Annotated in this window: 20 protein-coding genes; 10 read left to right on the top strand and 10 right to left on the bottom strand. The window is 59.6% G+C overall.

Annotation, left to right across the window (positions count from 1 at the left end):
* Positions 1-5: 5 nt before the first annotated feature.
* The 7 genes from BW979_RS15135 to BW979_RS15105 all read right to left on the bottom strand — a co-directional run bounded on the left by BW979_RS15135 (position 6) and on the right by BW979_RS15105 (position 7,010).
* Entirely contained in the window at positions 6-314 is a 309-nt protein-coding gene (locus tag BW979_RS15135; protein WP_047225592.1) for a DUF4387 domain-containing protein, read from the bottom strand.
* Complete coding sequence (locus BW979_RS15130; protein WP_076384215.1) at positions 314-1,726, bottom strand: acyclic terpene utilization AtuA family protein; 1,413 nt, start codon at positions 1,724-1,726, stop codon at positions 314-316. The genes BW979_RS15135 and BW979_RS15130 overlap by 1 nt, the downstream gene beginning before the upstream one ends.
* 322 nt (positions 1,727-2,048) lie before the next feature.
* Complete coding sequence (locus BW979_RS15125) at positions 2,049-3,368, bottom strand: NTP/NDP exchange transporter (protein ID WP_076384213.1); 1,320 nt, start codon at positions 3,366-3,368, stop codon at positions 2,049-2,051.
* A 69-nt stretch (positions 3,369-3,437) separates the two neighbouring features.
* Entirely contained in the window at positions 3,438-4,493 is a 1,056-nt protein-coding gene (locus BW979_RS15120; protein ID WP_076384211.1) for an oxidoreductase, read from the bottom strand.
* A 44-nt stretch (positions 4,494-4,537) separates the two neighbouring features.
* Complete coding sequence (locus BW979_RS15115) at positions 4,538-4,798, bottom strand: DUF2790 domain-containing protein (RefSeq protein ID WP_083714399.1); 261 nt, start codon at positions 4,796-4,798, stop codon at positions 4,538-4,540.
* A gap of 134 nt (positions 4,799-4,932) precedes the next feature.
* Positions 4,933-6,306, bottom strand: a complete 1,374-nt coding sequence (locus tag BW979_RS15110; RefSeq protein ID WP_047225587.1) for a heavy metal sensor histidine kinase — start codon at positions 6,304-6,306, stop codon at positions 4,933-4,935.
* Positions 6,306-7,010 carry a heavy metal response regulator transcription factor gene (locus BW979_RS15105; RefSeq protein ID WP_047225586.1) on the bottom strand — a complete coding sequence of 235 codons (705 nt, stop codon included), beginning with the start codon at positions 7,008-7,010 and terminating at the stop codon, positions 6,306-6,308. Before BW979_RS15105 ends, BW979_RS15110 begins: the two co-directional genes overlap by 1 nt.
* A 331-nt stretch (positions 7,011-7,341) precedes the next feature.
* On the opposite strand from BW979_RS15105, the gene BW979_RS15100 reads away from it, so the two are divergent.
* The 3 genes from BW979_RS15100 to BW979_RS15090 are packed head-to-tail and all read left to right on the top strand — an operon-like array spanning position 7,342 to position 10,206.
* Positions 7,342-8,157, top strand: coding sequence for a MipA/OmpV family protein (locus BW979_RS15100; RefSeq protein WP_076384209.1), 816 nt, complete (start codon positions 7,342-7,344; stop codon positions 8,155-8,157).
* A complete protein-coding gene (locus BW979_RS15095) occupies positions 8,157-8,843 on the top strand; it encodes a response regulator transcription factor (RefSeq protein WP_076384207.1) in 687 nt (228 codons plus the stop codon). The genes BW979_RS15100 and BW979_RS15095 overlap by 1 nt, the downstream gene beginning before the upstream one ends.
* Positions 8,812-10,206: a sensor histidine kinase gene (locus BW979_RS15090; protein WP_076384205.1), complete on the top strand. Its 1,395-nt coding sequence runs from the start codon at positions 8,812-8,814 to the stop codon at positions 10,204-10,206. Before BW979_RS15095 ends, BW979_RS15090 begins: the two co-directional genes overlap by 32 nt.
* Positions 10,207-10,242: 36 nt before the next feature.
* Here the strand turns inward: BW979_RS15090 and BW979_RS15085 are convergent, their stop codons facing one another.
* The 3 genes from BW979_RS15085 to BW979_RS15075 form a co-directional block, all read right to left on the bottom strand.
* Entirely contained in the window at positions 10,243-11,997 is a 1,755-nt protein-coding gene (locus BW979_RS15085; protein WP_076384203.1) for an acyl-CoA dehydrogenase, read from the bottom strand.
* Positions 11,998-12,054: 57 nt separating this feature from the next.
* Complete coding sequence (locus tag BW979_RS15080) at positions 12,055-13,296, bottom strand: thiolase family protein (RefSeq protein WP_076384201.1); 1,242 nt, start codon at positions 13,294-13,296, stop codon at positions 12,055-12,057.
* 102 nt (positions 13,297-13,398) lie between these two features.
* Complete coding sequence (locus BW979_RS15075; RefSeq protein ID WP_047225580.1) at positions 13,399-14,331, bottom strand: LysR family transcriptional regulator; 933 nt, start codon at positions 14,329-14,331, stop codon at positions 13,399-13,401.
* A 122-nt stretch (positions 14,332-14,453) separates the two neighbouring features.
* On the opposite strand from BW979_RS15075, the gene ilvD reads away from it, so the two are divergent.
* From ilvD to BW979_RS15040, 7 genes are all read left to right on the top strand, one after another.
* Positions 14,454-16,166, top strand: a complete 1,713-nt coding sequence (ilvD, locus tag BW979_RS15070) for a dihydroxy-acid dehydratase (protein WP_076384199.1) — start codon at positions 14,454-14,456, stop codon at positions 16,164-16,166.
* Entirely contained in the window at positions 16,163-17,446 is a 1,284-nt protein-coding gene (locus BW979_RS15065) for an aconitase X (protein ID WP_047225578.1), read from the top strand. The genes ilvD and BW979_RS15065 overlap by 4 nt, the downstream gene beginning before the upstream one ends.
* On the top strand, positions 17,443-17,925 hold the full coding sequence (locus BW979_RS15060; RefSeq protein ID WP_076384197.1) for an aconitase X swivel domain-containing protein: 483 nt from the start codon (positions 17,443-17,445) through the stop codon (positions 17,923-17,925). Before BW979_RS15065 ends, BW979_RS15060 begins: the two co-directional genes overlap by 4 nt.
* A gap of 91 nt (positions 17,926-18,016) precedes the next feature.
* On the top strand, positions 18,017-19,294 hold the full coding sequence (locus BW979_RS15055) for an FAD-dependent oxidoreductase (RefSeq protein ID WP_076384195.1): 1,278 nt from the start codon (positions 18,017-18,019) through the stop codon (positions 19,292-19,294).
* Between the two features lie 81 nt (positions 19,295-19,375).
* Entirely contained in the window at positions 19,376-20,740 is a 1,365-nt protein-coding gene (locus tag BW979_RS15050) for an MFS transporter (protein ID WP_047225575.1), read from the top strand.
* A gap of 119 nt (positions 20,741-20,859) precedes the next feature.
* Entirely contained in the window at positions 20,860-22,089 is a 1,230-nt protein-coding gene (locus tag BW979_RS15045; protein ID WP_076384193.1) for an OprD family porin, read from the top strand.
* A gap of 52 nt (positions 22,090-22,141) precedes the next feature.
* Positions 22,142-23,506 carry an MFS transporter gene (locus BW979_RS15040; RefSeq protein ID WP_076384191.1) on the top strand — a complete coding sequence of 455 codons (1,365 nt, stop codon included), beginning with the start codon at positions 22,142-22,144 and terminating at the stop codon, positions 23,504-23,506.
* The last annotated feature ends 67 nt before the right edge of the window (positions 23,507-23,573 follow it).

The following is a 23,573-nucleotide window of genomic DNA, read 5'->3' as shown; positions in this document are numbered from 1 at the left end:
GGTTCTCAGTCCAGAATGACGTCGAGTAAACGTACGTATTGCTGGCCGGCATGCATGTCGCGCTCCACCATCCCGCCTTGCGGCGTAGCGCGAGGGTAGGAAATCTTGACCATTTCCAGGTCAGCAACGGGAATATGTTTCACCCGTGCCGGATCGGTGCCATAGAGCCTTGCGAATTGCGCCGATGAAAGTGCTGCACTTTGTGAGTAACGCTCAAAGTTTTCACGCCCGTCAAAAAATATATCGAAGGTAATCCAGAACGGCCCGGCTTGTTTGGATCGAACATGTCGGCATACATCACGCAACTTAACCATTAACTCAACTCCTTCACAGCCAACGTTGACTCGGAAAGATCGATCCATTGAATACGCACCAACTCAAATGGGTCCTCCAATTGCACTACGTGATTTAACTTGAACTCATAAATCTGACCGCGAGGTATATCAGCCGGGGTGAAAGCAAAGCCGTAAGAAGGCAATTCCTTGCCCATTACGCTGGGGTAGTGAAAAAAGTAGGGATTGCATGCTTGGGCAATCGTATTTGCCATTTCTTGAGTCGCTGCTGTGGCGACAAATAGCATGCCTATTTCCGGCGGAGGCAAAGTTCCAACGGGGGGGTTTACGCCGGTGACGCCGTTCCAGCCATACATTCGCAGCGAGATATGAAACTCTCCCAACTCCTGCGGCGGGATGGATTGACGGGTCCGGGTGTACAGGGCTTCCAGCAGGCGGTCATGAAACCCATCAATATCATTGAGTACATCAGGGTCCTGGATACCCACTAACATGATTGTCTGATAGAGACCGGCCGCGGCGCCCTCCAGCTTCATTGTGTAGGGCATCGTCTCCCATTCAGACCCTACGACACGAACGGCTCGCTCGTTCAGCTTCTGGTAGCGCGCTTGTGCGACGTTCAGGATACCGCCGGGTTCCACTAATCGAAACGGGTCGCTATTTTCATAAAGCATGTGTGCAGAGACGCTATGGGGCGTGCACTGATTGTCTTTACTTAATGGCTCAACGTCGAAACCCTGCGCATCAACGCTGAGCAATATTCCCGAGCCCAATGTCGGGTTAACGGCGCACTGGACACCGCACTCCCCCGTTTTGCCGGCATGCCAGGACGGCCCCCAGGGCGCGCCCTTCCAGATCGGATAACAGGCAATGACCGCCGTGTCGGTCGAACGACCCGCCAAAATGATATCGGCGCCTGCTTCAAGCGCGGCAATGAACGGTTCTACACCCAGCGCCGCCACAATGTGTTCACAACTGTCCACCGTAGCGTCATCGAGCTCACCGTGAGGCGGCAGCGGTTTGATACGCCCCTGTGCGTTCAGTTGCTTAACGGTATCCCTGTCCTGTTCACAATATATGAGCGCAATCTTTGGTGTGACGCCCAACTCTCCTGCAACCTCCAGGACTATATCGCGCGTCCAGTCCAGGTTGAGATCGCCACCGGCCTGTCCTGCCGTGCCGACAATTATCGGCACCCCGGACCAGGCCTGCGCCTTCATTAATATCGTCAAGTCGCGTTTGACCGCCCCGCGGTTATTCTTCGATTTTCCAAGTGCGAGATACGCTGCTCCGCTATCGGTAGAACCGGCGTCCGTGGCAATTGCTTGCGCACCGGCCACCAGTCCATAAGTAATTTCTTCTTCACGAACGCCCGCCCCTAATGAACCACAAGGAACGATCACTTTGACGCAACCTTCAAATACCTGCCCCATAAAACCCTCTTCCGATTCACTCAGTCAGGCAATAATAAGGGCTGTAATCGTGTTGACAAGTGGACAAAAATTATCAATATAGGCCCGTTACCCAACGGGTTGCCGGGTATTCTTTCCGAGCATTCGCCTCCATTAATTCGCTGACCGAAATATACTTTTATCGATTAAGTTCAACACCACTGAAAGTTCGTCTGAGCCTGCACACTTTTCAGAATAAAACTTTGATCTCCAGCGCATTCCGGGAACGCGATGACCGGCAGGACTCATGCGATGATGAACCACCCCGCGCACTCCCGCCGCGTGGCCTTTTGTGTACTCCGGGTTATGTTTCGACGGCGCTGGCGCCCACTCCCCGTGCCTGCTGCTGGTTATCGGCATGCTGTCCCAATTGCCATCCCAGATAGGCCCACAGCAGCGCGCAGCCCGCGCCGATCAGAGCCGCCAGGCCAGTGCCCTGCCCCAGCATGTCGAGCAGGCTCTTGGCCCAACCGCTCAGCGCATCACCGCCGCGATAAACCACGGTGTCGATGAAGTTCTTGGCCTTGTACTTGCTCTCGGCATCCAAGGGTGCGAAGAGCATTTCCCTGCCCGGCCGGACGAACGCGTATTCACCGATTCGCCGCACGATCATCAGGGCGGCAAGCAGTGCGAAGCCGGGGGCCAGCGCAAGACCCACGAACCCGATGCACATGAGCAGCGGCACGATCGCCAGTAACGCACGCACCCCCAGCTTCGGCGCAATGCGCCCGGTGATGAACAGCTGAGACACCAGAGCGCCAGCCTGCACGATGAAGTCAATGGTGCCGAAAACCCGGACCTGCGCCTCACGACTCGGAAAATGTTCGGCCACCAGGCGCGCCTGCTCGAAGTAGAGAAAGGTGGTGACCGTCGCCAGTAGCACGACGAACCCGGCGATCCCCAACAGGTAGGGTGACCTGAGCACCGCCGTCAAACCGCTGAACGGATTGCCCTGCAGTGGCTGCCCGGGGCTTTGCGTCGGTGCCGCACCAGGCCGCCCAGCCCCGCCCTTTTCGCGCCAGCCCATCAGCGCCCGCTTCAATACAAATGTGACACCCAGCAACAGCGCGGCCAGAAACATCAAGCCCGAGGCACCAATGGCCTCAATAAGCGCCGCGCTCAGGGCCGGCCCCAGCAGACCGCCGATGCTGGCGCCGGCAGCGATGAAGGCAAACAGCCGCTTGGCCTGTTCACTGTCGAATACATCCGCCATCAGGCTCCAGGCCACGGACACCACGAAAAGGTTATAAACCGATATCCATACGTAGAAAGTACGGGCGAGCCAGACGCTGTCCGATTGAAACTCGAACAATTCAACGAACATCAGCAAGTTGATCCCGAAGAAGCCGTACACCCAATCAACGAGGCGCAGGCGCGGGACCCGGGAACTGACCCAGGCAAACAACGGAACGGCCGCCAGCATCACCAGGAACGTGGCAGTGAACAGCCATTGCAGATTCTCCACGCCCGCCGCGATGCCCATCGATTCACGTATCGGGCGCAGCATGAAGTAGCCGGTAAAGAGGCAGAGAAACAACAAGAACCCGCACAGCGCCGGACGCAGTTCATCATCACGGGCGTTCACGGCAAGGCTCAGTCGATGCAAGTAGGAAGGCGCACTCATGGAGACTCCTGGAAGACGACAACAGGCAAGAGAGTGGGCACGCAACGGATTGCCGTGCCCAAGGCATGATCAGCGGTAGGTGACGCCGGTCAGTCGCTCGGAGACGGTCCAGAGCCGTTCGGCATCCGCCTCATGGGTGGCGGCCGGCGGCATCCTGGCGAAGCCCAACGGGCCGCGCTTTTCCTCGTCGCCGGTGGGGCCGTAGTAGGCACCGCCAACCGCCTCAGGCGCGGTGGCGGCATACAGCGTGGGCAGCGCCCCTTGGGCAGCTGAATGGTATTCGTCGCGATCCTTGGCCCATCGCTGGCCGAACTCGCTGTTCAGACCCGGACCACGCGCGACCAACTCGGTGACGGCGACGCCTGGATGCGCAGCGATGCTGCGAATGTTCCAACCTGCGGCCTCGCTGCGCTGCTGCAAGGCAAAGGTCCAGTGCAGGATGGCCAGCTTGGACTGCGCGTAGGCGGCCAAAGGTTGGTACTGCTGCTCAGCCTGCAGGTCGTTGAAGTTCATTGTTCCGCGAGCCGCGGCGATGCTCGAAAGGCTCACCACGCGAGCGTCCTGGCTTTGCCGTAACAACGGCACCAGCAGGCCGGTCAGTGCGAAGTGCCCCAGGTAGTTGGTCGCCAACTGGAGCTCGAAGCCATCCGCGGAGGTACCCCGCTCAGGAGGCGCCATGACGGCGGCATTATTGATCAACACATCCAGGCGCGGCAGTCGCTGGTTCAGACGCTGGGCCAGGCTGCGCACCGATGAAAGATTGGCCAGATCCACGGCCTCGAACTGCACCTTGGCGTCGGGTACGGATGTTTTGATTTGCGCGATGGCCTGCGCGCCACGCTCCGGGTTGCGCGCAGCAATGATGACGTCGGCGCCGGCCCGGGCCAGTGCCAGTGCGTCCTCGTACCCCATGCCGCTCGTGCCGCCGGTGATCAGGACGATTCGACCTTCCTGAGAAGGCATGTCGCGGGTCGACCAGTCCGGTTTCGGCGCGACGCGGCTGGACGCATCGATACTGACCGCGCTTAGCAGCACGGCGCCAACGGTCAGTGTTCGAGCCAGCTTCACCAGTCGGCTCAAGTTATTTGAAAGGCCCGTTTCGGTTGCTGCTGTTCTGATGCACATGGTTGAGCTCTCTATTTGGATGAAGAACCAGCACTGCCGAACGGTCACTGGAGCACGCACACCTCAGACTGCTTCAGAAAGCTGACGCGCTCTGTGACCCCTTGTGTATTCACGTAGGTCATCTTTGCGCGCACGACCTCGCACACCCGCGACTCCGGTTCTTCAATGCGGATGACCCTGGCGATATCCAGCGGCATGCCATATTCGTAGGCAGGCACATCCGCTTTCTCTTCGGCGAACAGAGGCAAACCGCTCAGAGTGATGAATGCCAGAAGACTGGCGATCGACACGTTTTGAATGTTCATAGTGGACTCCACGACTGTCCTTTACCGGGATGGTCGTAGCACTCTAGGGGGAGGTGACTGACGTCAAGGTGACTGCTGACTGACAGGAAGATGTCAAACGCCGGCGAGCCACGCCGGCCATCGGTTGACGGCGACTAGCGGGCTGCCTGGCTGGTGAGGGAGAATCCGAAGGTATTGAAGCCATCCTTGCTATGGGCGAACACACGGCCACCGTGCATGGACGCTACTGCCCGCACAATGGAAAGCCCCAGGCCATGGTGTGCGTCGCTTCGCGCCCGGGCGACATCGGCGCGATAGAAACGCTCGAACAAGCGCTGCAGGTGCACCTCGTCAATGGGCTCACCCGCATTGGAAACACTTACCTTGGCCTGCGCGCCAAGACGTTCCAGGCTTACAGTAATGGTACTCTGCGGCACCGCGTATCGCGCCGCGTTTTGCAGCAGATTGGCCAAAGAGCGGTGAAAAAGGCGTCGGTCGATGCATACGCGCATGTCGCCTTTGATCACCACGTCCAACTGTTTGTCGTGCAAGACAGGCTCCAGGTATTCCACCGTCTTGGACGCCTCCTCGTAGAGCGAGACATCACTGAGCTCGGTCGCACGCTGCCCGCTTTCGGCGCCCGCCAGGAACAGCATGTCATTGACGATGGTGCCCATGCGCTCAAGCTCTTCCAGATTCGATTGCAGCAGATCCTGAAGCTCAGCCACATCACGCCCGTGGGCCAACGCGACCTGGGTCTGCCCGATCAGGTTGGTCAGCGGCGTTCGCAGCTCATGGGCGACATTGGCATTGAACCCTTCGAGCTGGCACCAGGCGGCCTCCTGGCGAGCCAGGGCCCCGTTGAACGACACCGCCAGTTCCTGTAACTCGTCGGGCAGTGCCTCGGTGTCCAGTCGCTGCTTTGAATCACCCGGCGGCAGGCTGTTGGCCTGACGGCTCAGGCGCCTGACCGGCCCCAGGCCGAAACGCGCGATCCAGTAACCCAGCAGCGCGACCAGTACGATGCCCAGCGCCGAAGTCAGGATCAGCGTCTTGGTGAAATGGTCCAGGGTCTTCATGAACGGCGTTGAATCGAGCCCCACGATAAAGCGCAACTCCGGGCGGTTACCCATGGCAGAGATAGTCTTGACTTGCAGCACCATGGGACGATCCCGTTCAGGTATCGCCATGCTGAAAAATCCATCCGGGCGCTTCGACCAATCCTGGCCGTCCGGCATCGCTCCGCCATAGCTGTAGGCCGGGTCGTCAACCAGGACCCAATAACGCACCCGCTGATCCGTGGGCGTCAGGCCATCGAGCTTTTCACGCAAACCGACCCAGAATGCCGGTGAATCGTATTTTGTGAGCACGGGATCAAGTACGGAATGGCGCAGGATCAACTCGTTTTGCATCTGATCTTCGAGCGATGTCTTCAATGAGCAGCGCAGCAGCGTCGCGCTGATAGAGATGATCAGCAAGACCGCCAGCGCAAACATCAATGCCAGCCGCTTGGCTATCGACCCCTTCATCAGCGGGTACTGCCTTGACTGGCATCGGCTTCACGACTTTCCAGTACATAGCCCATGCCCCGGACCGTATGCAGCAGTTTGCGCGAATAAGGCACATCGACCTTGGCCCGGACGCGCTTGATCGCAACCTCGACCACGTTGGCGTCACTGTCGAAATTCATGTCCCAGACCTGCTCGGCAATCATCAGTTTGGAAAGAATCTCTCCCTGGTGCCGCGCCAGAAGGCTCAACAGACAAAACTCCTTGGCCGTCAGATCCAGCCGCAGCCCGGCCCTGGTCACCTTGCGCGCTTGCAGGTCGACCTCCAGGTCGTCGATGCGCAGATGGGTCAGGTCAGCCGTGTCTGCGGTGCGACGACGGATCAATGCCTGAACGCGGGCGACCAGTTCGGCAAAGGAAAAAGGTTTGCCAAGGTAGTCATCAGCGCCCTCGCGCAACCCACGAACGCGATCATCCACCGTCCCCCTGGCCGACAACATGATGACCGGGGTTTTCTTCTGCTGGCGCAAACCCTCCAGCACGCTGTAACCGTCCTTGCCCGGCAACATGACATCCAGGATCACGACGTCATAGTCCATTTCCAGCGCATAGTGCAGCCCATCGATGCCGTTACTCGCCACATCGACAATGTAGCCGAGCTCACTCAGGCCACGATGCACATAGGAGGACGTCTTTTCTTCGTCCTCGACGATGAGCAAGCGCATCAGGTAACTCCTCTCGGGAAGCGGGACAACCGGGCAATCAGGGATCCAGGTTTGGGTAATTTTTGCACACGACCTGCAAAGTAGCCTGTAGCTACCCTCCACCAGTCTAGACAATCAAGGTGTCCGCAAACTGACCGCTTGCTGACATTCTTGTCAGAATCGGCTGACAAGCATATTCAAAGGGCTGCAGGGCACCGGTGCCCACTATCGGATAGGGAATCCTTGGCGACTCTTACCAGGAAGGGATCGATGTCGGTTGATGGGTAAGTGTCCAGTAAGAAGAACTTTTCGACGATAGGGTCGCTTTCATCCTATCGATCTGGAGAACCCCATGCATTGCACGCCCCTGTCTACCGTTTCAAGTGCGATCCGGTTGACTGCCACCACCCAAGCCTTGGTGCTCGGTCTGTGCTCATCCATGGTCGCGCTCGCCGCTGAGTCGGCAAACGCCGAGTCGACGTCATCCTGGGGCGTTGGCATCGGGGCGGTCAGCAGCCAGCAGCCGTACAAGGGCGTCGACCGTGAAACTCAGGCCATACCATTGATCTACTTTAAAAATGACTACGTACGAGTATTCGGCCCTACCGCCGAGATCAAGCTGCCGGGTTTCACTCTCAACGACTCCCAGCAACTGGATCTGAGCATCGTCGGTGAATACGACTTCAGTGGTTATGACGACGACGATGCCCGCTTCCTGGATGGCATGAGTGATCGTAAAGGTGGCTTCTGGGCCGGCGCCAAGGTGCAGTGGCGCAACCCTCTGGCCGATGTCAGCGCCCAGTGGCTGACGGACGTATCGGGCAACAGCAAGGGCCAGCGCTTCACCCTGGGTCTTGAGAGATCCTGGCAATGGGGTGAACACCTCACCCTCACGCCACGAGTGGCGGCGATATGGCAGGACCAAAAGTACGTTGATTATTATTTTGGTGTTCGCGAAAGTGAAGCTCGCATTGATCGAGCGGCCTATGATGGAAAATCCGGCCTCAATACCGAACTTGGCGTTCGTGGAAACTATATGTTCGATGACCATCATTCCGTGTTCCTTGACGTCAAGGCCACCCGCCTCGCCGATGAGATCAAGGACAGCCCGCTGGTAGACCGCTCTACTGAAAACAGCGTGCTCTTCGGCTACCTGTACCGCTTCTGATGAGTCGTATTCTGCTGGTCGAAGACCACGAGCGATTGGCGCATTTGGTGTGCAAAGGCCTGGCGAGCGCCGGCATCGCCGTCGATGTGGTCAACCGCATCGATGGCGCGTGGGCGGCTATCGGGCGGGTCCCTTACCAGGCGCTGATTCTTGATCGCGGCTTGCCGGACGGCGACGGGCTCGTCTTGTTGCAGCGCTTGCGCAACGCCGGGCATGGCTTGCCCTGCCTTGTTCTCACGGCGCGCGACGCGCTGCACGACCGTGTCGCAGGCCTGGATGCTGGAGCAGATGATTATCTGCCCAAGCCATTCGCCATGGATGAGATGGTCGCGCGTGTGCGGGCGTTGCTAAGGCGTCCCGTGGACTGTCGTCCACTCGCGCCGAGTCATGGTGACCTGAGCCTGCAACCCGATACCGGCGTCATGTGTTGTGCCGGCCAAAGCATTCCTCTCGCGCCGGCGGAAATGCAGATCATGCTGTTGCTGTTGCGAAAGCCAGGAGAAATCGTGCGTCGCGCCGCGATAGAAGCGGCAGGCTGGGGCTTGAGCGAAGCCGTGACGCCTAACGCACTGGATGTGGCCCTTCACCGGATCCGCCGCAAGCTGCTTGCCATCGGCTCCCGCCAACGAATCATCAACCTCAGAGGTCTCGGTTATGCCCTTCGTCAAGAGGACGTGGCGCAATAGCATCAGCTTCAAGGTGCTGCTCGCCTACGTGGTCGGCGTGGGGTTGAGTATTCTGCTGATTGCATTAGGGGTGCTCGCGCTCGTCACCTCAAAGAGCGATATTTTATTGACCACCGACGTCGCCGAGCGCACCCATGAACTGGCCGGCAAGCTCCAGTTCGATGCCACTGGCCGGCCCAACGGCTTCGACAGCAGCGAGGGTGACCGAGTCTGGACCTTCGATAGCCTGGGGCGGGAAATCGGCCACCGCGTGCTGGATTCAACGGGCAATGTGGTCCTGACCTCCACCGACGCGACGTTCTGGTCTTCAGTCGCATCGAATCCTCCATCGCAACAACCGAGATTCAAGTTCGAACGTGAAGGCATCGTCATGTACGCTGCCACCGCGGCTGTCGAGCACCAAGGCAAGACCTGGTATCTGCAATTTGCCGCCAGCGAAAGGCTAATGGATTTGCTCCATGGGGGATTTGCCTTGCCATTCATGGGGGCCGGGATCGCGCTGTTCAGCCTGGTGCTGCTGTTCGTCTTCGGCGCCTGCGCTTATTTCACGTTGGGCTACACCCTCAAACCCTTGCGTGAAGTGTCGGAGTCAGCGGCGGCCATCTCCCCTCGCTCCCTGCACTCGCGGTTGCAGGTAAAAACCGTGCCGTCCGAGGTCGAGCCGCTGGTCACCAGCTTCAACCAGGCGCTTGCGCGCCTGGAGCGAGGTTATCGTGTCCAGCAGGAGTTTCTTGCAACCGCCGCGCACGAGTTGAAAACACCGCTGGCGCTGATTCGCGCGCAAATCGAACTGATGCAAGACAGTCACGCGCACAATGCCCTGCTCGATGATGTGGCGCACATGACACGGCAAGTCCAGCAACTGCTGCTCCTGACCGAAGCCAGTGAGGTTCAGAATTACAGTTTTGCCACAGTGGAAATAGCCGATGTCGCCAGGGAAGCCTGCGGCTATCTGCAGCGTATGGCCGAGGCCGTCGACGTACGTCTTGTTCTGGTTGACGAAACGCCTGAAGGCGGCCAATGGCAGGCCGATCGAAGCGCGCTCTTCACGTTGCTCAAGAACCTGCTGGAAAATGCCATTCAACACGCCCCCCGCGGTACTGAGGTCAGGATGCACGTCAGCGCGGGCGCACTCAGGGTGCGCGATTGGGGCCCCGGCGTTGATCGCGAGCAATTGCGGCACCTGTTCACGCGCTTCTGGCGTGGGCCACATCGCCGTGATCATGGCGCGGGGCTTGGCCTGACGATCTGCCAGGAAATTGCCCGGGCCCATGGCTGGATGCTGTCTGCAAAGCGCGCGGAGCCGGGCCTGCTGTTTGAGTTGTCTTGGCCGCAGCGGTTGGTTGACCCTATCCGGGTTTGAGTACTCGCGCTCGGGCGAACACCCCGCCCTCGCCCCTCAGATAAACGCCAGGGTAGACCGAGCATCAACGATAGCAGCCAGATGCTGTGCCAGCCTGGACGGCAGGTAGTCAAAAAAGAACCCCGCGCTTTGCAACTTGCCGGCACGTAGCGGATCCGTTTCAGGCAATGCCCTGGAGACCCGTGCTGCCCGCGCCCAGGACAAGGCCAGCAGCGTTACGCCACATAACTGGAGGAAATCCCCTGCGATTCGATAGGGGTATTCGCGGTCTTCTCGTGTCCGTTCGACCACGTCCTCGACCACAGCCGCCAGCGAGTTGCAGAGATTTTCCAGGGCCGCGGCGAACCCTTGGCACTCAACCCAGTCGCCACCCAGCCGCGCCTCTTCGCGCAGCTGCGCCAGCAGCAAGCCAAACGCCTGGCCATGGTCTCCCAGCACCTTGCGCAGCAGTAGGTCATTGGCCTGAATTTCGTTGCTGCCCTCATAGATCATGGCAATGCGGCTATCACGCAAGGTCTGCTCAATGGCGAACTCGGTGACATAGCCGTAACCGCCGAACACTTGCAAGGAGCTGCTGGCTTGGCGGAAACCCTGTTCGGTAAAGAACGCCTTGATGATCGGCGTCAACAGCTGCGCCAGTTGACTGGCATGCTGTCGGGTCTGTGGATCCACGGCATGTTCGGCCTGATCCAGCAAATGGGCGGCCCAATAGCCGATGGCTCGCATGCCTTCGCTGGCAGCGCGCAACTCCAGCAACACCCGGCGCATGGCCGGATGATAGTGAAGCGGGTCGGCAGCCTGCGCTTGCACCCCTTCGGGTCTCAGCGGTGCGCGCATCTGCAAGCGCTCGGCGGCATATTTCCTCGCGTTCTGCCACGCCACTTCGGTATGCCCTAAGCCTTGCAGGCCGACATGCAAGCGCGCCGAATTCATCATCACGAACATCGCCGCCAGGCCCTGATTGGCTTCGCCGATCAACCAGCCTTGAGCGCCATCGAACACCAGGGAGCAAGTAGCACTTCCCTTGATACCCATCTTGTGTTCAAGACCGTCGCAGCGCACACCGTTGGCCTGGCCATCGTCCAGTCGCTTGGGCACCAGAAACAGAGAGATGCCGCGACTGCCCGACGGCGCATCGGGCAAGCGTGCCAAGACCAAGTGCAGGATATTTTCCGTAAGGTCGTGCTCGCCGCCGGAGATAAACAGCTTGTTACCATGCAGGCGATAGCTGCCATCTACGCCAGGCTCGGCGCGACAGCGCAGCAGGCCGACATCGCTGCCTGCCTGGGGCTCGGTCAAACACATGGTAGGCAGGGTTAGGCCACTGACGATCTCGGGCAGATAGCGCTCTTGCAGCCAAGGAGCACCATGGCTCTTGAGGCACAGGTACGCACCGTAGACGATGCCGGTGTACATGGCCCAGGCATGGTTGCTGGCATAGAGCATCTCTTGCAGCGCGGCATCGAGCAATTGCGGCAACCCCTGTCCACCCAACGCCTCGCCACAAGCCAGCGCTGGCCAGCCACCGTCAACGTAGGCCTGATAGGCACTGGCAAAGCCGTCCGGGGTACTGACATGGCCTGCCCTCCAACGGCAACCCTGGCGATCGCCACTGCTGTTCAACGGGGCCAGCACGTTCTGAGTGAAGCGCCCCGCCTCCTCCAGCACCTGCATCGCCAACGGCAGATCAAGCGCATCGAACGCCTGACAGCGACGCCATGTGGCGGGCGCCTGCAACCAATGCTCAAACACAAATTGCATATCGCGCAGAGGCGCCTGGTAGCTCCACATAAGTCACCTCGTCAGGATATAAAACAGACCGCCCCACCACTGCGGGCGGGCATAAACTCAGGTGTGGCAGGTCGGATTCTCGATCAACAACGCCATGCCCTGGCCACCACCGACACATGCTGCGGCTATCCCGTAGCGCAGATTGTGCTGGCGCAACTGCCTGGCCAGGGTCATGACCAACCGCAGGCCGGTAGCAGCCAGTGGATGCCCGACGGCCAAAGAGCCCCCCTGGACGTTGAGCTTCGTATGATCCAGCTCCAACTCCTGCGCGACAGCCAGTACCTGGGCTGCCTGGGCTTCGTTGATCTCGAAACGGGCAATGTCATCAAGGCTCAATCCGCTGCGTTGCAGCAACAGACGGATCGCTGGTGCCGGGCCGATGCCCATGAACTCCGGGGCCACACCGACCACCGCGCTGGCCAGCAAGCGAGCCAGGGGCACACGCGTGCAGGCCGAGCCTCGTCCTACCAGGGCCGCCGCCGCACCATCGACGACTGCGCAGCTATTACCGGCGGTTTGTACACCCCCCACATGTAACGCCCGCAGGCGCGATAGAGCCGACAAGTCAGTAGGTCGTGGATGGCTGTCCTGGGTGACGATACCGGTGCCGCGCGGCAGGCTGATGCCCCTTGGCTGATAGCCTTCCAGTTCGAACACCTGGTTATCGATGGGGACGATTTCCTCACACCAGGCACCTGCGCGCTGGGCCTGCAAGGCTCGCTGATGACTGTCGCACGCATAACGGTCCACCGCCTCGCGACACAGATCATAGCGTCGCGCCAGGTTGTCGGCGGTGGCGATCATATCCACCCCGGGGGCCGGGTCGTACAGGGCTTCCCAGAGAAAATCCTTGAATTGCACCTCGCTACCGAGACGAAACCCGTTCCGGTGGGTGTAGGCGGCGATCGGATTGCGTGACATCGATTCACTGGCCACGCACAAGGCTAACTGAACGTCATCGCGCAACTGTTCAGCAGACTGGCGCAGCAGCTCAAAGCCGGTGGCGCAGATGCGCTGTACCCCCAGCGCAGGAACCGTTTGCGCCACGCCGCTGTACAACCCGATGTGCCGCGGCAACAAATAGGCGTCAAAGCTGGCTTGGGCCATGGAGCCGGCCAGCACGCTGTCTACGGCCATAGGATCGATGCCGGCCCGGGCCAGCACCTCACGAGCAACCTTGATCCCAAGATCGATAGGCGAAACCTGGGCCAGGGCACCACCAAGATCAACCCAGGGGGTGCGCACCGCATCGAAAATCGCTACATCGACAAAGGCTGAATATTGCCCTGCACTGCTCACGCCCTGTGTTCCATGGCTTCTGCTCTCTTGTTGCGCACTTGAAGGTGAGCAAAAAACTAACCGGCCATATTAGTTATGTCAATTAACTATTTCCGATACCTATTAAATCTGTATCTGGTCTGCGGGAGAAAAGTCATCGAGCAATTCAATGAAGGATTGTCGCAACCAGCGGTTCGCCGGGTCATGATGGAACCGCGTATGCCAGTAAAGGTGAATGTCGTATCCGCAAATATCCCAAGGCAGCGGCACCAGGCGCACATCCGTGATGTCGGCAAACCTGCGTCCGACTGCCAAGGGTACAGTGGCGATCATGTCGGACTCGGCCACCAGAAATGGCACGCCCATAAACCGTGGCAGGCTGAAACGCACTCGACGGGTGATGCCGTGGCTCGCCAGCTCACGATCCAGTCCACTCATTCCACGCCCGTCAGGCTGGACCGCGACATGCATTGCGCTCTGGTATTGCTCGGCGCTCATGCTGTCACCGATGGTGGGATGATCACGACGAACGATGCAGACAAACGAATGGCGATACAACGCGCGATGCCGGATCGAGGTATTGAGCAAGCGCGGAAAATAGCCGATTGCCGCGTCCACCTCGCCGGCATCCAGCCCCTCCTCCAACTGCTCCGAGGACAACGCCAGGGTACGGATTCTTAACTGGGGCGCCTTACTGTCGAGCATCCGCATCAACCTGGGCAGGAACACCATTTCGCCGATATCCGACATGCACAGCACCAGTTGTCGCTCGGAGTGTTCGGCAACGAAACCGGTGGATGGCAACACCTCGCTGCTGACCATCTCCAGAATCCGTTGCACCGGCTCAGCGATCTGCAGGGCCCTGGCCGTAGGTTGCATGCCACGTGAAGTGCGAATGAACAATGGGTCATCGAACAGCGTGCGCAACTTGGCCAACGCGAAGCTCATGGCTGGCTGGCTAAGCCCCATGAGATCACCGGCCAGGGTCACGCTTTGCTTTTTGCGCAGCGCATCGAAGACTTTCAGCAGGTTGAGATCGACGTCCTTGATATCCATATTTTGGATTTTATCTATAAGTAAAATAAGGTTTTCGGATTCTAGGTCGAAGCCTAGACTCGGTACAAGATCGTTAAGGTAATTAACCGAATCGACATCTAATAAAAACAACGGAGCGAATCATGCCCAAGAAGCTACGCAGTAATTTCCCCTACGGATCCTACTTGTGGGCTGTGCGCGCCGCCCAGTGGCGCGCCTTGGGCATTGAGGAGAGCGAGCTGGAAAAACCGAAAATCGCCATCGTGAACTCGTCCTCGAACCTGGCGATTTGCTTCAGTCATCTGGATGGTATCGCTGCCAGCCTCAAGCAATCGATACGCGATGCCGGTGCGCTGCCCTTCGAAATTCGTACGGCCGCGCCCAGTGACTTCATCACCGGTGCCGGTGCGGGAGGCGCCTATATGCTCGCCGCCCGAGACCTCATCACCAATGACATCGAAGTCGCGGTCGAAGGCGCTCAGCTCGACGGCATGATCTGCCTGGCCTCTTGCGACAAAACAGTACCCGGTCAGTTGATGGCAGCTGCCCGGCTGAACATCCCGACGTTGATCGTAGTGTGCGGGTATCAGCCAAGCGGCGAATACAATGGCCAGCACGTCGATATCGAAGATGTATTCATCAGCTCCATGCACGTGGTCACCGGCAAACTGCCCGTCGAGGAACTGGCTGGCATGGCACGCAACGCCATCAGAGGGCCTGGGGTCTGTTCGGGCATGGGCACCGCCAACTCCATGCATCTGGTATGTGAAGCCTTGGGCATGGCCTTGCCCGGTAGCTCCCCTATTGCAGCAAATAGCCCGCAGATGTTCGATTTCGTTCACCAGGCAGGCAAGCGCATTGTGGAAATGATCGAGGAAGATCTCAAACCTCGCGACATCCTGACGCCTGCTGCCTTTGCCAACGCCGTTGCGACAATTCTTGCTGCGGGAGGCTCGGTCAACACCATCAAACATATGCAGGCGGTGGCGGCTGAAGGTGGCATTGACGTGGACGTGTACCAACTCTTCAGGAAACTGGGAAAAAAGATACCGGTGCTGGTCGGCGTACGACCAGTGGGCGAACACAGCATTGAGCAAATGGAAGCAGCGGGGGGTGGCCGTGGGCTGCTCAAGCGCCTTGAACCTTTGTTGCACGGTGACGTGCTGACCGTCACCGGCAAAACCCTGACGCAAAACCTGCAGGGGGTGACCGTCAGTGACGACGAGGTGATCCGCCCGTTGCACGCTCCCTTTGCCACGCAACCGGCCATCGTGATGCTGCGCGGCAACATTGCCCCGCAGGCCGGCATCGTCAAATACGGCATCGACCCGCGCAAGCCACGCCAGTTCAAGGGCCCCGCGATCTGCTTCGAGCGCTCCGCCGATGCCATCCAAGCGTTGCAGGATGGACGCATTCAGCCCGGCCATGTCGTGGTCATGCGGGGCGCAGGTGTACAGGGCGGGCCCGCCATGGGCGGTGGCGCCTCGAAGGTAGTGTTCGCCATTGACGGGGCCGGGCTGGGTGACCACGTGGCAATGCTGACCGACGGTCACCTCTCGGGGCTGGTGTGCAAAGGCCTGGTCGTGGCGGAGGTGGCTCCTGAGGCAGCCGTCGGTGGCCCCCTCGCACTGGTGGAAGACGGGGACATCATCGACATCGACCTGGATCTCAACACCCTTGACGCCAATATCAGCGAAACACAAATGCAAGCCCGACGCGCCCGCTGGATACCTGCGGCCCCCCAGTTCGGTGGTGGCTGGCTGGATATATACCGCCACAATGTGTCCTCCATGGACCACGGTGCGGTGTTGATAAAGCCACTGGATATCACCCATCCCGGGGAGCAACCGCAATGAAGTTGCGCGACGACGAAAAAGCCATGCTCGCTGGCGATCAAGGTCCGGCGGTGCAAAAAGCCATGGAATTGCTGGTGCGCTATGGCGAAGCCCTGGATGCGCAATGTCTGGTGGATACGCGCAATGTCGCCGGTACCATCGGAGCCACCACGCCCTTTCTGCGTCAGTACGCAGACCAAAATGGCGGCATGGATGCGGTGTTCAGCGAGTTCAACCTCGACAGCGCCGAGTTGGTCAAGATTCCTCGGGTCAAGGTCCCGAGCAGCCACCTGCAGCAAGGCATCGACCCCCGGCATGCTGTACGCCAAGGCATCTCGCCAGACGTGGTCCGCATCTATGAAACAGGTCAGGCTTACAGCAGCGGTCTGGGGGTACAACCCCTGAATACCTGTACGCCCTATCAAGTTGGCAACGTGCCGGTAAAAGGCGAACACTGCGCATGGATGGAATCCTCTGCGGTGATCTATATCAACTCGGTACTCGGTGCCCGCACCAATGCCGAAGGCCGGGAAAGCACGGGCGCGGCGATGCTGACCGGCAAGATCCCCTATTGGGGCCTGCACATCGAGGAAAACCGTCGCGGTACCCACCTGATCCAGCTGGACATAGACGTGAGTACCACGGCGGACTGGGGATTGCTCGGCTACTGGGTCGGCGAGCAGGTGCAGGACCGCATCCCGGTCATCCAAGGCGTGAGTCACCAACCCAACCTGGCTCGCCTCAAGCACTTCGGGGCGGCGGCGGCTTCCAGCGGTGGGGTGGAGATGTATCACCTGGTTGGGGTGACGCCTGAAGCCCAAACCAGCGAGCAGGCGTTTGGCGCGTCCCCTCCCCTGGCCGCAATGCGCTTCGGCGAGGCCGAACGGCGCTGGGCCTACGAGCAAGTCAATATCACCGCTCGCGATGACGAGATTGACTTCGTGATGCTCGGTTGCCCGCACTACAGCCTCGAACAGATCTGGGAGGTCTGCCAATTGCTGGAAGGCCAACGCCTGAGTCCGAATACCGAGCTCTGGATATTTACGGCGGCGTCGATCAAACAACTGGCCGACGTCGCCGGCTACACCCGCATCATCGAACAGGCCGGCGGGCATCTGATGACCGATACCTGCTCAGCCATTGGCAAGGTACTTCCCACGGGCACGCGGGTGGCGGCAGTCGATTCGGCCAAACAGGCGCACTACCTGCCGGCGATCATGGGTATCCAGGCGTGGTTCGGTAGCACCGCCGATTGCGTCCAGGCCGCCATCGAGGGCCGTTGGAAAGGAGTATTGAGATGAGCACAACCTTCACCCTCAAAGGCCGCAAGGTCGTCGGCGGCTGTTTCGAAGGCGAGGCCCTGGTGACCCGGGACCGCATCTCCGGCTGGGGCGGTATCGACCCGCGCAGCGGCACCGTCATCGAGACCCGTCACGAACTCAAGGGCATCAGTTTCGCCGGCAAAGTGCTGGTGTTTCCCGGCGCCAAAGGTTCGTCCGGCTGGTCCTCGCAGTTCCATATCGCCCGTCTCGCCGGCGTAGCCCCTGGCGCCATGTTGTTCAACGAAATGACCGCAAAAATGGGCCTTGGCGCCGTGGTCGTCCGTGCGCCCGCCATGACCGACTTCACCGAAGACCCGTTGAGCTGGATTCAAACCGGGGATTGGGTTCGCGTCGACGCCGACGCCGGGACCGTTGAAGTGACTCCGCGTCAGCTGCAAACCGATCAGTTCGTATCGCAACACCCGACCGGGTCGGAGCGAAGGCGAGACCTGTCGTAACCGGAATCTGCCAGCCGCAACAACCGCTCCCGTGCCCCTTGGTTATCGGGCTCGGGATCGGCTGCCCTTTTTACATCTCAAAGGTAGTTTTATGGCTCATGTCATTCGCACGGTACGCCGTACCAGCGCCCCCACCGCTCAACGCTTGCAGGCCGACGTATGCATTGCCGGCGCGGGTATTTCCGGTATTTCCGCCGCTCTGGAGGCCGCTGCGCTCGGCAAACGCGTAGTGCTGTTCGATGCCCTGCCGATGCTCGGCGGTCAGGCGGTCGGCTCAATTATCGGGACCTTCTGCGGGCTGTTCTCCAATGGTCCTAACCGCCGGTTGCTGACCCACGGAATCGCCGACGACATCCTTCGTGACCTGGGCGCCTCGGGGGACTTGCACCAGGCCATTGGCCCCCTGACGACTGTTGTTTACTACGACGAAGTTGCCTTGGGTCGATGGATTGGCCAGAAAGTGCTCGACGCCGGGATCACCGTGGTGCTCGGTGCGGTGTTACGCGATGTCGTGCGCGAAGGTCCGCGGATCCGCGAAGTGGAACTGGCCACCCGCTACGGCGATGTGCGTGTCGCAGCCAACGGCTTTATCGACGCCAGCGGAGACGCGGCGTTAGCCTGGAATGCCGGACTTGCCTGTCGCGAGCCAGACACACCCATCTATGGCACCCAGATGTTCGTCCTTGAGCATATCAATGAAGCGCACTTGCCCACCCGCGCGCAGTTCACCGAACGGGTCAAACAAAAAGCCAAAAGCTACGGTATCGAACGCGACGACGGACTGTTCTTTCAGTTCCCCGGCCGTGGCACCGCAGCCTTCAACATGACTCACATCGAAACGCCTCTGGATCCGGTGGCCGCTTCCCATGTCGCGATCGCCGGACGCCAGCAGGTGGACCAGGTCATCAACTTCCTCAAGTCGGAATACCCCGAGGCCTACAGCAAGGCCAAGGTACGGGCGTACGCGCTGCCAGGTATTCGCCAGACCCGCTGGATCGTCGGACATCACCATCTGACGACTGACGAAGTGCGGGCGGCAACGATATTCCCGGATGCGGTAGCTCGCACCTCCTGGCCGGTGGAATTGCACGGCAATACCAGCGGTTACCAGTGGGAGCCCTTTGGTGACGATCACGTTCACAGTGTGCCGTTGCGCAGCATGCTTGCCCAAGGCAGCGATAACCTGGTCGTGGCCGGTCGCTGCATCGACGCCGATGCGGCCGCGCTGTCGAGTGTCCGGGTGATGGGCCCCTGTATCGCAATGGGGGCCGCTGCGGCCCACGCGCTGGACCTCGCGGGCCCCGATGGCAGGTTGAGTGATATACCTGCCCCGGCATTGCGCGAGCGGCTGGCGTTCAATCTGGAATAGTGCTTAAAGCAGTTCGACGCGCCCACCATCCATAGGGGGGCGCCACTCCAACAAAAATAAAAAATGCAGTGGAGAACGCACATGTCACAGTCCCGCACCCTGGACGTAGCGGCGCTTATAGAAGGTCGCAAACTTTCACGCTTCAACTACGTGGTGATTCTGGTCTCGGTTCTGATCACCTTCCTCGATGGTTTCGATTTGCTGGTGCTGTCGCACACGGCCTCCTACATCGCCGATGAGGTCGGTCTGGACAAGATCCAGCTGGGTGAGATTTTCTCCATCGGCCTGCTGGGAATGATGCTCGGTGGATTCTTCTTCGGCTACCTGGGTGACCGAATCGGGCGGCGTCCCACCATTCTTCTTTCCACCTGCTCATTTGGCGTGTTGACCTTGCTGTTTGCCTTGGCCAACAGCTATGAATCGCTGATGGTCCTGCGCTTTCTCAACGGCTTCGCCCTAGGTGCCATGCTGCCGTTGTGCTGGGCCTTGAACATTGAGTTCGTACCCAAGCGTTATCGCTCGACGGTGGTGACCATCATCATGGTCGGATTCAGCCTGGGCAGCGCGATGGCCGGCCCGATCACCGTCTGGCTGGCGCCGCATATCGGTTGGCAGGGCGTGTTCGTGTTCGGCGGTGTACTGACCCTGGCCGCCAGCGTGCTCCTGTTTTTCACCCTGCCCGAATCGGTGCGGTTTCTGGCCAGCAAACGCAAAGGCCCGGAAAAAATCACGGCAACGCTCAAGCGTATGGATTCAAGCCTGGATGTGCGACCTGGCGACCGCTTCGTCCTACTGGACGAACCAGATCTGGGCCGCAAGGAATTTCGGGTCAGCCAGCTGTTTATCGGCCGCCTGAAATGGGTTACCCCGATGATCTGGCTGGGCTACTCCGCCAGTTCCATGGCCATGTACTTTCTCGCCTCGTGGAGTCCACTGGTCTATCAGTACGCAGGCTTTGACCGCGCGACAGCTTCGTGGGTCAGTTCGATCGCCTCGTTCAGCGGCGCAATGGCGGGCTTGGCGATGATGCGTTTCGTCGATACCCGAGGCCCTTACATGGTGATGATCTATCCGCTGCTGGCATTGCCTTTCCTGCTGGTATTGGGCATCACCGGCATGCAGGGCACCGCGTTCCTGATGCTGAGCCTGGTCGGGGCCGTGTTCGTCAAAGGCTCCCACTATGGAATCCTCAGTATCGCCGGGGTCTTCTACCCCAGCGCTATCCGCGCCAATGGCGCGGGCTGGGCCACCTCGATCGCCAAGATCGGCTCGATCCTCGGCCCATTGCTGGGCGCTTATGTACTGAACAGCGGAATGCCAGTGGTCAAGAGCTTCCTGGTCCTGGCCATATGTCCGGCAATGCTGGCCGCCTGTGCATTCGCAATCGGTCACCTGACCCGCCACGACCTTGCGGTGGATCCATTGCCCGCCCCGTCACAGACGTGACCGCCTGCCTCTGATTCACAACACCTTGAGCCACGCCTGCTGTGCCGCGTCGTCACCGACGCGGTCAGGCAAAACTCGCCCTGAATAATCGTATTCCCTCTCCTGAGAGCAATAAAAAAATGAACAGGAATCTAGCCATCTTCACCGCATTTGCCCTCTTCTGCCACGGCAGCTACGCCCAGGCAGACTTTCTCAAGGACAGCAGCGCGACGTTGACCACGCGCAATTTTTACCTCAATCGCGACTTTCGCCAGAGTGGCGCCCCCCAGGCCAAGGCCGAAGAATGGACCCAAGGTTTCTTCGCCGAACTTCAGTCTGGCTACACCGAAGGTACCGTTGGATTTGGTCTCGACGCCTTGGGTGAACTGGGGATCAAGCTCGACTCGGGCCGAGGTCGACGGGGCACCGCACTGTTGCCCTACGGGCCCGACAGCAACCAGCCTGTCGACGAGTACAGCGAACTGGGGCTGACCGCCAAAATGCGTCTGTCCCAGACCCGGCTCAAGGTAGGAACCCTGATGCCGATTCACCCGCTGGCGTATTACAGCGACACCCGACTATTGCCCTCGACCTTCACCGGTGCCTACCTGACGTCGAGCGAAGTCGAGAACCTGACCGTCACCGCAGCGAGATTGACAGAGGCTAACGGTCGCGACTCCTCCAGTAATGACGACATCAGCTATGCCGGCCAGAGCAGCGATCATCTGGACCTGCTCGGCGGCGACTATACGCTGGGCAAGAACCTGACCCTGCGCTACCACCAGGGTGAGCTGCAGGACATCTACCGCCAGCACTTTTCCGGAGTGATTCACGTCCTGCCACTGGGGGAAGGCATGAGCCTGCGCTCCGATTTGCGCTACGTCGACAGTAGCGACACAGGCGCGGCAAAAGCCGGGAAGATCGATAACCGCAACTTCAATGGCATGTTCACTTTGACCGTCGGGGCCCAGCGATTCGCCGCCGCGTTCCAGCACCTATCCGGAGACAGTGTGTTCCCCGTGATCGACACCGGTACGCCGTATGTGGCGAACCTCGTCACCTACAACTCCTTCACCAAAGCCAACGAAAAATCCTGGCAACTGCGTTACGAATATGACTTCGCCGCGCTTGGGATACCGGGCCTGACGTTCATGACCCGTTATGTGAAAGGCAGCGATATCCGCACCCGTACGGTCAACGACGGCAGTGAGTGGGAACGTGACACCGACCTGACCTACGTCTTCCAGAGCGGTGCCCTGGAGGGCCTGAACCTGCGCTGGCGCAACGTCACGTACCGCTCTGGGGATGGTCTGACCCAGCAGCTCGATGAAAATCGCTTGATCGTCGGTTACACCTGGAAACTGTGGTGAGTCCGGCAAGCCGGAACACGCTCACTTGGATCTTACTGTGCGGAGAGCAATCATGATCCCGTCACGCGCAATTGACCTCGCCGCCTTGATTGAGGGGCGCAGACTGTCGAGTTTCAACTATCTGATCATCTGTGTGTCGGTGCTGATCACCTTCCTCGATGGCTTCGACTTGCTGATGCTCTCCCACACCGCCGCCTACATGGCCGAGGACATTGGCCTGGATAAGTTGCAACTGGGCAACATCTTTTCCATAGGTTTGTTCGGCATGATGTTGGGTGGATTCTTTTTCGGTTATCTGGGTGACCGGATCGGCCGTCGCCCGACCATCATCCTGTCCACCAGCGCCTTTGGCCTGATGACGTTGCTGTTCACCTTGGCCGATAGCTACGCCTCGCTGCTGATCTTGCGCTTTCTCAATGGCTTTGCCTTGGGCGCCATGTTGCCACTCTGTTGGGCGCTGAATATCGAGTTTGTGCCCAAGCGCTACCGTGCAACCGTGATCACAATCATCATGGTTGGCTTCAGCCTGGGTGGCGCGGTTGCCGGCCCTCTAACCGTGTGGATGGCTCCCCACTATGGCTGGGCCAGTGTGTTCGCGCTGGGCGGCATCGCAACGTTGCTTTCCAGTGTGCTGTTGTTTTTCACCCTGCCAGAATCGGTGCGATTTCTGGTGAGCAAGCAAAGACGCCCCGAAACCGTGGCGCGGATCCTCAGGCGCCTGGATCCGGACATCGATCTTCGCGCCGGGGACCGCTATTTTCTTGCCGATGAAATCGACATCGGTCACCGACCTTTCCGTGTCGGACAGTTGTTCATCGGCAAACTGAAATGGATCACTCCCATGATCTGGATTGGCTTTGGAGCAAGCTCCATGGCCATGTATTTTCTCGCGTCATGGAGCCCGCTGGTGTACCAGTACGCCGGTTTCGACCGGGCGACTGCATCATGGGTGAGCTCCTTCGCCTCGTTCAGCGGCGCCATGGCCGGGCTCGTATTGATGCGAGTGGTCGACACCCGGGGGCCCTACGCCGTGATGATCTATCCCCTGCTGTCATTACCTTTTCTGCTGGTCCTGGGCATTGGCGAACTGCAAGGAGACGCCTTTATTGCACTGAGCCTGATGGGCGCTATTTTCGTCAAAGGCAGCCACTACGGCATCACCAGCATCGCCGGGGTTTTCTACCCAAGTGCCATTCGCGGCAACGGCGCCGGATGGGCAGCGTCAATGGGTAAGATCGGCTCTGTATGCGGGCCGTTACTCGGGGCCTACGTGCTCAACAGCGGCATGCCCGTGGTGAAAAGCTTCGCAGTACTGGCTCTATGCCCTGCGGTACTTGGAGTGTGTGCCTATGTCGTGGCACGCATTGATCGGCGCTCAACCGTGAGCGCCGAGCTTCTGACCACATCGCAGCCCTAGAAACATTCAACGCAGCAGCGACGCAGGATCATGCAAGTCAAGGAGTCACGTCCACGACTTGCATGAG

The sequence above is a fragment of the Pseudomonas sp. A214 genome (assembly GCF_900156295.1).
Taxonomy (GTDB): domain Bacteria; phylum Pseudomonadota; class Gammaproteobacteria; order Pseudomonadales; family Pseudomonadaceae; genus Aquipseudomonas; species Aquipseudomonas rhizophila.
This window is presented reverse-complemented; position numbering and strand designations above follow the sequence as displayed.

Bases quoted from the DNA above. Each gene is read 5' to 3' on its own strand.
- BW979_RS15135 (WP_047225592.1), bottom strand. From the start codon at position 314: ATGGTTAAGTTGCGTGATGTATGCCGACATGTTCGATCCAAACAAGCC.
- BW979_RS15130 (WP_076384215.1), bottom strand. From the start codon at position 1,726: ATGGGGCAGGTATTTGAAGGTTGCGTCAAAGTGATCGTTCCTTGTGGT.
- BW979_RS15125 (WP_076384213.1), bottom strand. From the start codon at position 3,368: ATGAGTGCGCCTTCCTACTTGCATCGACTGAGCCTTGCCGTGAACGCC.
- BW979_RS15120 (WP_076384211.1), bottom strand. From the start codon at position 4,493: ATGTGCATCAGAACAGCAGCAACCGAAACGGGCCTTTCAAATAACTTG.
- BW979_RS15115 (WP_083714399.1), bottom strand. From the start codon at position 4,798: ATGAACATTCAAAACGTGTCGATCGCCAGTCTTCTGGCATTCATCACT.
- BW979_RS15110 (WP_047225587.1), bottom strand. From the start codon at position 6,306: ATGAAGGGGTCGATAGCCAAGCGGCTGGCATTGATGTTTGCGCTGGCG.
- BW979_RS15105 (WP_047225586.1), bottom strand. From the start codon at position 7,010: ATGCGCTTGCTCATCGTCGAGGACGAAGAAAAGACGTCCTCCTATGTG.
- BW979_RS15100 (WP_076384209.1), top strand. From the start codon at position 7,342: ATGCATTGCACGCCCCTGTCTACCGTTTCAAGTGCGATCCGGTTGACT.
- BW979_RS15095 (WP_076384207.1), top strand. From the start codon at position 8,157: ATGAGTCGTATTCTGCTGGTCGAAGACCACGAGCGATTGGCGCATTTG.
- BW979_RS15090 (WP_076384205.1), top strand. From the start codon at position 8,812: ATGCCCTTCGTCAAGAGGACGTGGCGCAATAGCATCAGCTTCAAGGTG.
- BW979_RS15085 (WP_076384203.1), bottom strand. From the start codon at position 11,997: ATGTGGAGCTACCAGGCGCCTCTGCGCGATATGCAATTTGTGTTTGAG.
- BW979_RS15075 (WP_047225580.1), bottom strand. From the start codon at position 14,331: ATGGATATCAAGGACGTCGATCTCAACCTGCTGAAAGTCTTCGATGCG.
- ilvD (WP_076384199.1), top strand. From the start codon at position 14,454: ATGCCCAAGAAGCTACGCAGTAATTTCCCCTACGGATCCTACTTGTGG.
- BW979_RS15065 (WP_047225578.1), top strand. From the start codon at position 16,163: ATGAAGTTGCGCGACGACGAAAAAGCCATGCTCGCTGGCGATCAAGGT.
- BW979_RS15060 (WP_076384197.1), top strand. From the start codon at position 17,443: ATGAGCACAACCTTCACCCTCAAAGGCCGCAAGGTCGTCGGCGGCTGT.
- BW979_RS15055 (WP_076384195.1), top strand. From the start codon at position 18,017: ATGGCTCATGTCATTCGCACGGTACGCCGTACCAGCGCCCCCACCGCT.
- BW979_RS15050 (WP_047225575.1), top strand. From the start codon at position 19,376: ATGTCACAGTCCCGCACCCTGGACGTAGCGGCGCTTATAGAAGGTCGC.
- BW979_RS15045 (WP_076384193.1), top strand. From the start codon at position 20,860: ATGAACAGGAATCTAGCCATCTTCACCGCATTTGCCCTCTTCTGCCAC.
- BW979_RS15040 (WP_076384191.1), top strand. From the start codon at position 22,142: ATGATCCCGTCACGCGCAATTGACCTCGCCGCCTTGATTGAGGGGCGC.